Genomic DNA, 12,281 nt, shown 5'->3' with positions numbered 1-12,281 from the left:
GGCGGACCGCGCCCGAGCACGGGCCGGTCCGCCCCCGCGGCCATGCCGGGGGGAAAGCGGCGGTGAGGCGGCATCGACGTGGGGGGAGACCATAGATGACGGTGCTGGGGAACGGCACGACCGCGCTGTACGACACCGGACCGCTGCCCGGACCAGGTGGCTGGCCGGTGACGTACGAGCAGGTGGCGACCGGAAGCCTGCCGGCAGCCGGGGTGCCCGCCCGGCCCGTCCCGAGGCTGAGCGCCGGGATGCGGCTGCACGGCGAGTACCAGGGTTCGGGGTTCACCGAGTCCAAGTACATCGCCCGTCGGGGGGACGGGCAGGTCGTGCAGCTCTCACGCCTGCTGTACCTGGTGGCGTCGTCCGTCGACGGGGTCCGCGACGACGACACGATCGCCCACCGGGTCAGCGCGCGCTTCGGCCGCGAGGTCAGCGCGGAGAACATCCGCTACCTCGTGGAGAACAAGCTCGACCCGCTGGGCGTGACCGTGCCCGAGGGGCAGGAGAGCGACGAGGTCGACGCCCCGCGTTCCGATCTGCTGCTCGCCCTCAAGGGCCACCGGGTGATCTTCAACGAGCGCCGCACCGCCCGGATCGCGCGGTCGCTCACCTGGCTGCACAGGCCGGCGGTGGTCGCCGCGGTGCTGCTGGCGGCCGTCGCCATGGACGTCTGGCTGTTCGGCTTCTTCGGCGCGATCGAACCGGTGCTGGAGGTGCTGGACCAGCCGGTGCTCATCCTGCTGGTCTTCGCCCTCACCGTGGCCTCGCTCGTCTTCCACGAGTTCGGCCACGCCTCCGCGTGCCGGTACGGAGGGGCCAGACCGGGCTGCATCGGCTGCGGGCTCTTCCTCATCTGGCCGTCGATGTACACCGACGTCACCGACGTCTACCGGATCAACAAGGCCGGTCGCATCCGCACCGACTTCGGCGGGGTCTACTTCAACGTCGTCTTCATGCTGGCCATGGCCGGCGCCTACTTCGCCACCGGGGAGCAGTTCTTCCTGGCCGCGGTCTACCTCGGCCACTTCGAGATCCTGGAACAGCTCATGCCCGCCGTCCGCCTGGACGGCTACTACATCCTGGGCGACCTCGCGGGCGTCCCGGACCTGTACGGCAAGATCAAGCCGATCCTGCTCTCCCTGGTGCCGGGCGAGCGGGGGCAGTCGGCCCGCCAGGAGGTCGCGGGGCTGAAGAAGTCCGCGCGCACCATCGTCGCCACCTGGGTGCTGACCATGGTGCCGCTGATCATCGGCGAGCTGGGCTACGGGCTGTGGAACCTGCCCCGGATCATCAGCACGATGATCCGCTCGCTCACCGAGCAGGTCACCGGCACCGGGTCGGCGTTCGCCGACGGGGACGTGCTGCCCGGCATCGTCGGGGTCCTGGGCACGCTGATGCTGCTGTTCCCGATGGCCGGTGTCCTCTATCTCTCCGTGAAGATCGGCGGCAGGCTCTTCCGGCTCGCCAAACGCTCCACGGCCGGACGGCCCACCCTGCGGATCGCGCTGTGCGGGCTGCTGCTCGCCGGACTCGGCGGACTGAGCTACGCCTGGATGTCCGGGGTGACCCCGCAGCCGCTGCCGAAGAAGCCGCCCATCGCGCCGATCCTCCAGCCGGGGGTGCCCACCACGGCGCCGCCGTCCCCGGACGCCTCGACGCCGGGCGCCGGTCCGGGACACATCTCCGGCGGGCCGGGCGCCGCATCCGGTGAGCCCTCGGCGGCACCGGGCGCGCCGGCCGGGGGCGAGCCGGGGGACCCGAGCGCCGGGGCTCCGGACGGTGCCTCCGCCTCCGCGCCGCAGTCGTCCTCCGCCTCGTCGGCGGCACCGGACAAGCCGACGCGCGGCGAGGACGGGCCCCAGCAGAGCGAGAGCAGCAGCGGTGGCGGGGCGCCGGCCGGCCAGCCGTCCACGCAGCAGTCGCCGCCCCCGGTCACCGAGACCTCTCCGGTCCCCTCGGAGAGCGCCACGCCGACACCCTCGGCCGCACCTACGACGGCGCCGGCCACCAGCGATCCACCGGCTCCGGTGTCGTCGTCCTGACCCCGTCGCGGCTCGGGGCCCGGCCCGCGTCCGCGCGTGTGCCGGGCCGCCTCATCAGCACGTCATCCATTCATCGGGAGAACCATGAGCAGTCACCGGAAACCACGCAGCAGCCCGTTCAACGGGCGTGCCGTCCGTACCGTCCTCCTCGCCGCCGGTGCCGCGGGAGTGGCCACCGCCGTCCCGGCGCACGCCGCGACCGGGCCCGCCCGGTCCGCCGCGGTGGTCTCGGACAGCGTGTTCACCAACGCGGGCCGGCTCCACCACACCCAGGCCCGCGACTCCTTCACCATCCGCCAGTTCGGCAAGGTCGACGCGACCTCCGTCCGCAACCAGGCCAGAGCGGTCTCCATGGGCTGCTCGGTCGACGACCACTGCCGGTCGGTCGCGCTGTCCTTCCAGATCGTCACGGTCGCCGGGGACGCGCACCACCTGAAGGCGGTGAACGTCAGCGACGCGGCCAACAAGTACTGCGACGGCTGCCAGACCCTGGCCGGCGCCTACCAGTTCGTCGTCTCCACGCCCCACCCGCTCACCCTGGACGCGGGGGCCCGCCGCCGGCTGGCCGACGTCCACCGCAGGCTGGACGCGCTGACCCGGTCCACGCTGCCCGCCGCCGAGCTCCGGACCAAGGTGGACGCCCTCGCGGGCGAGGTGAACGGCGTCCTCCAGGCGGCCGTGGCCAAGGCGCCCAAGGGCACTGACAAGCCCGACGTCACCCTGCACCGCCGACTGGACGGCTGGCCGGGCCACTGACCCCGGTCTGACCGTCCCTCCCGGCCGGCCGCCGGTTCCCGCGAGCGCCTCCCGCGGGAACCGGCGGCCGGCCTCTTCCGCTCTGGGCAGGCACATAAGAGCTGGCATATAAGACGACCGAGCTGGGAACATGGCTTCCGCGTGGTGCGTTGGTCAAGCACGGCGAAGGAAAGATCCTCCTCTCGGAGCAGGGCCGGTCCTTTGCCAGTCCATTACTCTTGAGCCAAGGCTGCGCACGGCAGCCATGGAGGAGTGAAATGAGGAGCAGTAACCCGGTCTTCTCGCGCCGAGGATTCGGCCGCGACAACGGCTACGCAGGCTTCGACACCGCACAGCAGGCCGGGTACGCGCAGGGCAACCCGTACGGCCAGAACCCGTACGCGCAGAACCCGTACGCGCAGACCACCGTCGGCCAGGGCGCCCCGCCGCAGGCCCCGCCCACGACCGGCCGGATGACGATGGACGACGTGGTCGTCCGCTCGGCGATCACGCTGGGCACCGTCGTCGTCGGCGCGGTGCTCGCCTGGGCCCTGCTGCCGGTCACCCCGACCAGCTACGCGCTGGGCTTCGGGTCCGCGATCGTCGCCATGGTCCTGGGCCTGGTGCAGAGCTTCAAGCGCAGGCCGTCGCCCGCGCTGATCCTGGCGTACGCGGCCTTCGAGGGCGTCTTCCTCGGGGTCATCAGCGAGATGTACAACAGCCGCTGGAGCGGTGCCCCCTTCCAGGCGGTGCTCGGCACCATGGCGGTCTCCGCCGCCACCCTGCTGGTGTACAAGGCCGGCTGGATTCGTGTCACCGCCCGGTACGCCCGTATCGGCATGGCCATCGCCATCGCGTTCGTGCTGGCCATGGCGGTGAACATGCTGCTGGTCGTGTTCGGTGTCGCCCCGGACGGCGGTCTGCGCGGCATGGGCCCGCTGGGCGCGATCGTCGGCGTCATCGCCATCCTGCTCGGCGCGTTCTTCCTGACCCTGGACTTCAAGCAGATCGAGGACGGCATCGCCTACGGCGCCCCGCGCGAGGAGTCCTGGCTCGCCGCGTTCGGTCTCACCGTTGCCCTGGTGTGGATCTACCTGGAGATGCTGCGCCTGGTCGCCATCTTCAGCAACAACGACTAGCGCGTCAGCGCGTCCACACGGCAAAGGGCCCCCGGTGCACAGCACCGGGGGCCCTTTGCCGTGTGCGGGCCGGGGCCGGTCAGCGCAGCTTGCGCGCGGCCCTCCTCAGGTCGTACTCGTGGACGATGGCCTTGGCGTGGCCGTACGCGAGGTCGTGCTCGTGCCGGAGCCAGCTGACCTTGTCCTCGAAGCGGAGGGACGGGCCCTCCTCGACGGTGCGCAGCCAGTCGGCGACTTCACGGCCGGTGCAGTGCGGGATACGGGCGAGCAGGTTGCGGTGGGTCTCCTCGGAGAAGACTTGGGACATCGGCGCCTCCGGACACAAGGGAAATTAAGGCCGGTCCTTCAGGTCACCGTGCCCGAGCGCGGGCCGCTTGGCAACAGTGCCCGCGTTACGCTCGGCGCGTGCTGGATACGACGCCCCTGACCAAAGCAGTGGAACACTTCGCCGACCGGCTGCGGGCCGCCCCGCAGAGCCGGCTGCAGCGCGGCGCGGCCGCCGAGGCGCTGGCGGTCGCGCGGGAGCTGGCCCGGCGGGCGCAGGAGCTGGAGGAGCCGGGCAGCGAGCCGCGCGAGATGCCGGACGCGGGGATGTTCGCGGCGGCCGACCAGATCACGGTGGCCGGGCACGACCTGGCGGTCGCGCTGCGCGGCGAGGACCAGCTCAAGGAGGCGGTGGAGCTGGTCGAGGAGGCCCGCAAGCGGGCCGGCGTCTGAGGCGCCCGGCCCGGCTCGCCCGGTACCGCTACAGCGAGGCGATGACCCGGTCGGCGAGGACGTACACCGTCTCCTCGCCGCAGGCGAAGGTCAGGGTGAAGGCGCCGGAGATGCCCGAGCCGCCCAGCAGGCAGGGGGCCTCGCCCTGCTGGAGCGCGGAGGCCAGCCGTTCGGCGGTCTCGCGGTGGCCCGGTGTCATGCACAGGGTGGTGCCGTCGGCGAAGACATAGACATCGAGGGTGCCCAGCGGGCCGGGGCGGACATCGGCGAGCGCGGTGCCCTCGACGGACAGCCGCTCCAGGATGGTGACGGCGCGCTCCTCCTCGTCGCCCACGGGGGACTGCACCGGGACGAAGTCGGGGTGCGAGGGGTGGCGGCGGCGGGCCGCGGCCAGCTCGGGGGAGTCACCGGAGAACTCGTCCGGCTCGACGGCCGGTTCCGAGACCGGCTCCAGGCCCGCGAAGTCGGACTGGCGGGGCAGGAACGTATCGGCGTCCAGTCCGTAGAGCGGGGGCGGCGCGTCGGAGAGGTCGCGGACCTCCTGCGCGGCCCAGAACGCGCGGGCCTCGGCCAGCTCACGCTCCCGCTCCTCGGCGAGCGCGGCGGCCACGGCCTCGCGTATCTCCTCCGCGTCGGCGGTGGTGCGGGCCGCGGGCAGCAGCGCGCGGATCTCGGCCGCCTGATGCGCGGCGAGCTGGGTGTGCAGCTCGGCGATCTGGCGGCGCAGCCGCAGCACGGTGCACAGGACGGCCACGCCCACGGCGCCCGTGGCGGCCGTGGTGAGCAGCAGGGCGATGGGCATGGCGCTCACTGACGTACTCCCAGGTTCAAAGTCGACCCCCGACTTCCTACCTCAGCTTGAAGGGTGGACTGACCGCCTGTCAGTGCGTAACGTCACGAAACGGACAGGACTTTGGCCTCAGCGGCCTCTGGCGCCACTCGGGTCACGGCACTGACCTGCGCCGATTCCCCCAGCGAGCGAGATAGGTCACACCCTGGGGGAGATTGGATCACAAAAAGGCCCAGAACCCGGGTGGTTTACCGGGTTCTGGGCCGTTCTCGACCGACCGTGCGGAGACGGTCACGGAGGGTCGATCAGCGGAGGTTTGCCGGAAGGCTCAGCTGAGGCGCTCGATGACCATCGCCATGCCCTGGCCGCCGCCGACGCACATGGTCTCCAGACCGAACTGCTTGTCGTGGAACTGGAGGGAGTTGATCAGCGTGCCGGTGATCCGGGCGCCGGTCATGCCGAAGGGGTGGCCGACCGCGATGGCGCCGCCGTTGACGTTGAGCCGGTCCAGGTCGATGCCCAGCTCCTGGTAGGAGGGGATCACCTGGGCGGCGAACGCCTCGTTGATCTCGACCAGGTCGATGTCGCCGACGCCGAGACCGGCGCGGCTCAGCGCCTGCTTGCTGGCCTCGACCGGGCCGAGGCCCATGATCTCGGGGGAGAGGCCGGAGACACCGGTGGAGACGATGCGGGCGAGCGGGGTCAGGCCAAGCTCGCGGGCCTTGGTGTCGCTCATGATGACGAGGGCCGCGGCGCCGTCGTTGAGCGGGCAGCAGTTGGCCGCGGTGACCAGGCCGTCGGGGCGGAACACCGGCTTCAGGCCCTCGACGCCCTCCAGGCTGACGCCCGCGCGCGGGCCGTCGTCCTGGCTGACCACGGTGCCGTCGGGCAGCGTGACCGGGGTGATCTCGCGCTCCCAGAAGCCGTCCTTGATGGCCTGCTCGGCGAGGTTCTGCGAGCGGACGCCGAACTCGTCCATCTCCCGGCGGCTGATGCCCTTGAGCCGGGCGAGGTTCTCGGCGGTCTGGCCCATGGCGATGTACGCGTCCGGGACGAGGCCGTCCTCGCGCGGGTCGTGCCAGCTGGTGCCCTCCTGCTCGGCGACGGCCGCGGTGCGGGCCTCGGCCTCGGCGAAGAGGGGGTTGCGCGTGTCCGGGAGGCTGTCGGAGTTGCCCTTGGTGAAGCGGGAGACCATCTCCACACCGGCCGAGATGAAGACGTCGCCCTCGCCGGCCTTGATGGCGTGCAGCGCCATGCGGGAGGTCTGGAGCGAGGAGGAACAGTAGCGGGTGATCGTGCAGCCCGGCAGGTGGTCCATACCCATCTGCACGGCGACGATCCGGCCGAGGTTGTTGCCCTGCTCGCCGCCAGGCAGGCCGCAGCCGAGCATCAGGTCGTCGATGTCCCGGGGGTCCAGCTCGGGGACCTTGGCGAGCGCCGCCTGGATGATCGTGGCGGTGAGGTCGTCCGGGCGCAGGTCCTTCAGGGAGCCCTTGAAGGCGCGGCCGATGGGGGAGCGGGCGGTCGACACGATGACGGCTTCAGGCATCACGGCTCCAGAGGCTTGACGGAATTCGGGCAGGGCCGAGTCGGAAGTTACCCGTACGTATGGTCCGGGTCACCCGTGCGGCGGTGTGACACTGACCGCAATTGTCTAAGCGCTTGCTTGGGCCGGGGCCGCCGGGTTCATGGCCGGGTTCGTGAGGGCGCGGCCGGCTCGGTCTCCCGCACCCGCCGGCGCCGGCGCCGCTTGAGCAGCGCCCAGGGGCCGCGCGGCCCGGTCGGCATCGCCGCCGCGACCTCCGTACCCGCCTCCGACGCCGCCTCGGCGGCCGCGCGGGCCACCGGCAGGAAGCCCTCCCGGCGCGAGGCGTCCGGCCCCTCCTCCCCGGCGGGCCACAGGCCGAGCGCCGCGCAGAGGGTGGGCAGCACCGCCATCGCCGCGGTCGCGTACCCCTCGGCCGAGGGGTGGTAGTGGTCCGGGCCGAACAGCTCGCGGGGGTTGGCCGCGAACTCCGGGCCCAGTAGATCGCCGAGCGACACCGTCCGGCCGCCCTGCTCCACCGACCCGATGGTCTGCGCCGCCGCCAGCTGCCGCGAGGCGCGCCGGGCCAGCCAGCGCAGCGGCTGCCGCACCGGCTCGATGGTGCCGAGGTCGGGACAGGTGCCGACGACGACCTCGGTACCGGCCGCGCGCAGCCGCCGTACCGCCGCCGACAGGTGCCGGACCGAGCGGGTGGGCGGGATGCGGCGGGTGACGTCGTTCGCGCCGATCATGATCACGCAGATGTCGGGCGCGGCCAGCGGTGCCGCCACCACCAGCGCCACCTGCCGGTCCAGGTCGTCCGAGGTGGCGCCCGGCAGCGCGACGTTGTGGAGACTCACCGGCCGCTCCGCCACCGCGGCCAGCCCCGAGGCCAGCAGCGCGCCCGGTGTCTGGCCCGCCCGGTGCACACCCTGCCCGGCGGCCGTGGAGTCGCCCAGCATGGCCAGCCGCAGCGGGGGCTCGCCGGACCGTCCGTACCCGGAGCCGTACACCCCGTCCGCCAGGGGCACCCGGCCGGTGGCGCCGTTGTTCACATGGCGCCGGGCCAGCCGCATCTCGGTCAGCACCAGTCCCACGGCGGCCGCGCCGACCAGTCCGACCCCGCCGCCGCCGTACGCCGCCCCGGCCGCGATGCGCCGGGCCACTCTCGCCCTCGACATGCTCGTCATGCGTCGCCGCCACCTCCTCGTAGCCGTACCCACTCCTTGCCCCGTACGGCATGTGCGCCAATCTCCACACGGAGTGAAGGCCCGTCCGCATCTCCTCCGGCTGGCCGTAGGCTGGCACAACCACGACGACCACAGTTTTTTGCAAGCAACCGGAGACAACGGTGCATTTCCACGACTCGATGATCAGTCTCGTCGGCAACACCCCGCTGGTGAGGCTCAACAGCGTGACCGAGGGCATCCAGGCCACCGTCCTGGCCAAGGTGGAGTACTTCAACCCCGGCGGTTCCGTGAAGGACCGCATCGCCGTTCGCATGATCGAGGCGGCGGAAGCGAGCGGGGAGCTGAAGCCCGGAGGCACGATCGTCGAGCCGACCAGCGGCAACACCGGCGTCGGGCTCGCCATCGTGGCCCAGCAGAAGGGGTACAAGTGCATCTTCGTGTGCCCCGACAAGGTCAGCATGGACAAGATCAACGTGCTGCGCGCGTACGGCGCCGAGGTCGTGGTCTGCCCGACCGCCGTGGACCCGGAGCACCCGGACTCCTACTACAACGTGTCCGACCGGCTGGTCCGTGAGACGCCCGGAGCCTGGAAGCCCGACCAGTACTCCAACCCCAACAACCCGCTCTCGCACTATCACTCGACCGGCCCCGAGCTGTGGGAGCAGACCGACGGGAAGATCACGCACTTCGTGGCGGGCGTCGGCACCGGCGGCACCATCTCCGGCACCGGCAACTACCTGAAGGACGCCAGCGGCGGCAAGGTCAAGGTCATCGGCGCCGACCCGGAGGGCTCCGTCTACTCCGGCGGCTCGGGCCGCCCGTACCTGATCGAGGGCGTCGGCGAGGACTTCTGGCCGACCGCCTACGACCGGAACGTGGCCGACGGGATCGTGCCGGTCTCCGACAAGGACGCCTTCCAGATGACCCGCCGCCTCGCCAAGGAGGAGGGCCTGCTCGTCGGCGGCTCCTGCGGCATGGCGGTCGTCGCCGCGCTGCGCGTCGCGGAGGACCTCGGGCCGGACGACGTGGTGGTCGTCCTGCTCCCGGACAGCGGCCGCGGCTACCTCTCGAAGATCTTCAACGACGAGTGGATGGCGGACTACGGCTTCCTGGAGGACGAGGGCCCCAGCGCCCGCGTCGCCGACGTGCTCAAGGACAAGGCCGGCGGTGTCATCCCGTCCCTGGTCCACATGCACCCGGAGGAAACGGTCGGCGAGGCCATCGAGGTGCTGCGCGAGTACGGCGTCTCGCAGATGCCGGTCGTGAAGCCGGGCGCCGGTCACCCGGACGTGATGGCCGCCGAGGTCGTCGGCTCCGTCGTGGAGCGGGAGCTGCTGGACGCGCTGTTCTCGCAGCGGGCCTCGCTGGGCGACCCGCTGGAGAAGCACATGTCGGCCCCGCTGCCGCAGGTCGGCTCCGGTGAGCCGGTGGGCGACCTGATGACGGTGCTGGGCGCGGCGGACGCGGCGATCGTGCTGGTCGAGGGCAAGCCGACCGGTGTGGTCAGCCGCCAGGACCTGCTGTCCTTCCTGGCCAAGGGCGGCCTGCACTAGCCCTCTTGGCCGAGCCGTGGTGCAAGTGGCACGAGCGTGTCACGTGCGCGCAGCACCCGCTTAACACGGCTCCGGCACAGTGGTGGGTGTCGGCAAGGGTGGTGGGGGCACCTCCCAGGCTTCAAGCACTGGGGGAGGCTTCTCGCCCGTGCCGACGCCGAACGGCGCCCAGGAAACTCCGGAGCGGCTCCCGGACCTCCAAGGCGCCCCGGACGCGCACGGGCCTGACCCGACCCGCGTCCCTCGCGGGGACCGCCGTCGTCCCGCCCCCCTTCACCGGGGGTGCGGCGGTCCCCGCGAAAGCCTTTTACGGGGCTCTTCCACGGGGTCCTTCCACGGGGTCTCAGCTCGTCGTGCTCGGCCCCGAGGTGTCCATCGCCAGGGTGACGGCGAGGGCGCCCAGGACCGTGCCCATCGCGTACCGCTGGATCTTCAGCCAGGTCGGACGGCGGGTCAGGAAGGTGGCGATGGTGCCGGCGGCGAGCACGATGGCGAGGTTCACCGCCACGCTCACCGCGATCTGGCAGGAGCCCAGCAGCAGGCCCTGGGTGAGGACATGACCCCGGTCCAGGTCGACGAACTGCGGGATCAGGGACAGGTACATGATGGCGATCTTCGGGTTGAGCAGGTTCGTCATCAGGCCCATCGTGAACAGCCTGCGCGGCGAGTCGGGCGGCACCTCGCGCGGGGCGAAGACCGAGACCCCGCCGGGCCGCAGCGCCGACCAGGCGAGATACGCGAGGTATCCGGCGCCGGCCAGCTTCACCGCGACGTACAGCTCCGGCACCGCGAGGAAGAGCACCGACAGGCCCAGGTTGGCCGCCAGCAGGTAGGCGACGAAGCCCAGGGCCACCCCGCCGAGGGAGATCAGCCCGGCGCGTCTGCCCTGGGTGATGCTGCGCGAGACCAGGTAGATCATGTTCGGGCCCGGGGTGAGGACCATCCCGAGGGCCACCACCGTCACCCCCAGGGCCGCGCTGGGCTCGATGAGCATGGGAAATCCCCCGGTGTGTGTGCGTGAGCGGTAATGCCTTGAGGTTATGGACCGTCAATTCTCGGTGCAATAGCCGCTATTGTTCTCGGGGCAATGTCGTGGGAGGGGGCGCGGAGTGAGCGACTACCGGATCGTGGCCGACGCGGTGGCCGAGGAGATCCGCAGCGGGACCCTCCGCCCCGGTGACCGGCTGCCCCCGCAGCGGGCGTTCGCCCGGCGGCACGGCATCGCCGACTCCACCGCCACCCGCGTCTACCGTGAACTCGCCCGCAGGGGCCTCACCGTGGGCGAGGTCGGCCGGGGCACCTACGTCCGCGCCGGAGCCGAGACCGCCGCCCCCGCCCTCACCGAACCGGCCGCCGCCCGCGTCGACCTGGAGCTGAACCACCCCGCCCTGCCCGGCCACACCGCCCTGCTGGCCGAGAGCCTGGCCCCGCTGACCCGGCCCGACATCCTCGGCGACGCCCTCCGCCCGGTCGGCGCCGCAGGCACCCCCGCGGCCCGTGAGGCCGCCGCCGACCTGCTCGCCCGAGGCGGCTGGCGCCCCGACCCCGGCCAGGTGCTGTTCGCCGGGAACGGCCGCCAGGCCATCTCGGCCGCCGTCGCCGCCCTGGTCCCGCCCGGCGGGCGGCTCGGGGTGGAGGAGCTGACGTACCCCGTCATCCGGACGGTCGCGGCCCGGCTCGGCGTCACCCTCGTACCGCTCGCCATGGACGACGAAGGGCTCGTCCCCGGCGCCGTCGAGCAGGCCCATCGCCGCGCCCCGCTGCACGCCGTCTACACGCAGCCGACCCTGCACAACCCGCTCTCGCTCACCGCGCCGCCCGACCGGCTGGCCGCGCTGGCCGAGGTGCTGACCCGGCTGGACCTCCCCGTGGTCGAGGACGCCGTCTGGGGCTTCCTGTGTGATGAACTCCCGCCGCTGGCTGCCCTGTTGCCCGAGCGGACCGTGCTCGTCGACAGCCTCTCCAAGCGCGTCGCCCCCGGCCTCACCCTCGGCTTCCTCGTCGCGCCTCCCGCCCGCACCGACCGCCTCGCCACCTCGCTGCGCTCCGGCGGCTGGACCCCCATGCGCTTCGCCCTGGAGGTCATGCGGCGCTGGCAGCGCGACGGCACCGCCGGGAGGCTCGTACGGGACAAGCGGCGGGACGCCGTCGAGCGGCAGGCGCTGGCGGCCCGGCGGCTCGACGGGTTCGACGTGCGCGGGGACTCCCGCGCCTACCACTGCTGGTGGCGGCTGCCGGAGGGCTGGCGGGCGGACACCTTCGTCGCCGCCGCGGCGCGGCACGGCATCGCCGTGGCCCCCGCCGCCGCGTTCGCCGTACGCCGCGACAGCGCCCCGCACGCGGTCCGGCTCGCCCTCGCCTCCCCGCCCTCCGACGCGCTCGGCGCCGCCCTGGACACCCTGGCCGGCATCGCCCGGTCCGCCCCGGAGGATCTGCTCGCCGACTGACGCCCAGCCCGCCTCGCTGTATAAAGGTATGCAGGGCGTCTCTCGTCTGAATAGGCGACGGTGCCCGACCCCGCCCCGGCGCTGTACCCTCCGTACTTTCCGCGCGGGGGCGCCCAGGACCCGACGACATCTGGAGGGGAGCG

Annotated in this window: 11 protein-coding genes; 6 read left to right on the top strand and 5 right to left on the bottom strand. The window is 72.4% G+C overall.

Translation table 11 applies throughout. The annotated features are described in order from the left end of the window. Positions 1 to 95: 95 nt before the first annotated feature. From ACIGA3_RS29710 to ACIGA3_RS29700, 3 genes are all read left to right on the top strand, one after another. Positions 96 to 2,042, top strand: a complete 1,947-nt coding sequence (locus ACIGA3_RS29710; RefSeq protein WP_399721474.1) for a hypothetical protein — start codon at positions 96 to 98, stop codon at positions 2,040 to 2,042. Positions 2,043 to 2,126: 84 nt separating this feature from the next. Continuing rightward, positions 2,127 to 2,798 carry a hypothetical protein gene (locus tag ACIGA3_RS29705; protein ID WP_399721472.1) on the top strand — a complete coding sequence of 224 codons (672 nt, stop codon included), beginning with the start codon at positions 2,127 to 2,129 and terminating at the stop codon, positions 2,796 to 2,798. A 257-nt stretch (positions 2,799 to 3,055) separates the two neighbouring features. Further along, positions 3,056 to 3,916, top strand: a complete 861-nt coding sequence (locus ACIGA3_RS29700; RefSeq protein WP_399721470.1) for a Bax inhibitor-1/YccA family protein — start codon at positions 3,056 to 3,058, stop codon at positions 3,914 to 3,916. Between the two features lie 79 nt (positions 3,917 to 3,995). Here the strand turns inward: ACIGA3_RS29700 and ACIGA3_RS29695 are convergent, their stop codons facing one another. Beyond that, on the bottom strand, positions 3,996 to 4,223 hold the full coding sequence (locus ACIGA3_RS29695; protein WP_399721468.1) for a DUF4287 domain-containing protein: 228 nt from the start codon (positions 4,221 to 4,223) through the stop codon (positions 3,996 to 3,998). A 98-nt stretch (positions 4,224 to 4,321) separates the two neighbouring features. Between ACIGA3_RS29695 and ACIGA3_RS29690 the strand changes: the two genes are divergently transcribed. Further along, on the top strand, positions 4,322 to 4,633 hold the full coding sequence (locus tag ACIGA3_RS29690) for a hypothetical protein (protein ID WP_399721466.1): 312 nt from the start codon (positions 4,322 to 4,324) through the stop codon (positions 4,631 to 4,633). Positions 4,634 to 4,661: 28 nt separating this feature from the next. Here the strand turns inward: ACIGA3_RS29690 and ACIGA3_RS29685 are convergent, their stop codons facing one another. From ACIGA3_RS29685 to ACIGA3_RS29675, 3 genes are all read right to left on the bottom strand, one after another. After that, complete coding sequence (locus tag ACIGA3_RS29685; protein WP_399721465.1) at positions 4,662 to 5,444, bottom strand: hypothetical protein; 783 nt, start codon at positions 5,442 to 5,444, stop codon at positions 4,662 to 4,664. A gap of 307 nt (positions 5,445 to 5,751) precedes the next feature. After that, positions 5,752 to 6,972: an acetyl-CoA C-acetyltransferase gene (locus ACIGA3_RS29680; RefSeq protein WP_399721463.1), complete on the bottom strand. Its 1,221-nt coding sequence runs from the start codon at positions 6,970 to 6,972 to the stop codon at positions 5,752 to 5,754. A 137-nt stretch (positions 6,973 to 7,109) separates the two neighbouring features. Further along, entirely contained in the window at positions 7,110 to 8,138 is a 1,029-nt protein-coding gene (locus ACIGA3_RS29675) for an SGNH/GDSL hydrolase family protein (RefSeq protein ID WP_399721461.1), read from the bottom strand. A gap of 161 nt (positions 8,139 to 8,299) precedes the next feature. On the opposite strand from ACIGA3_RS29675, the gene ACIGA3_RS29670 reads away from it, so the two are divergent. Further along, positions 8,300 to 9,691 (top strand): cystathionine beta-synthase, encoded by a 1,392-nt coding sequence (locus tag ACIGA3_RS29670; protein ID WP_399721459.1) that lies wholly within the window; start codon positions 8,300 to 8,302, stop codon positions 9,689 to 9,691. Positions 9,692 to 10,034: 343 nt separating this feature from the next. On the opposite strand, the gene ACIGA3_RS29665 is transcribed toward ACIGA3_RS29670, so the two are convergent. Beyond that, a complete protein-coding gene (locus ACIGA3_RS29665; RefSeq protein ID WP_399721457.1) occupies positions 10,035 to 10,685 on the bottom strand; it encodes a LysE family translocator in 651 nt (216 codons plus the stop codon). A 115-nt stretch (positions 10,686 to 10,800) separates the two neighbouring features. Between ACIGA3_RS29665 and ACIGA3_RS29660 the strand changes: the two genes are divergently transcribed. Further along, a complete protein-coding gene (locus ACIGA3_RS29660; protein WP_399721455.1) occupies positions 10,801 to 12,138 on the top strand; it encodes a PLP-dependent aminotransferase family protein in 1,338 nt (445 codons plus the stop codon). Positions 12,139 to 12,281: the final 143 nt, after the last annotated feature.

It is taken from the genome of Streptomyces sp. NPDC085596, assembly GCF_044541565.1.
Classification (GTDB): domain Bacteria; phylum Actinomycetota; class Actinomycetes; order Streptomycetales; family Streptomycetaceae; genus Streptomyces.
Note: the sequence above shows the minus strand (reverse complement) of the source record. Positions and strands in the feature narration are given on the sequence as shown.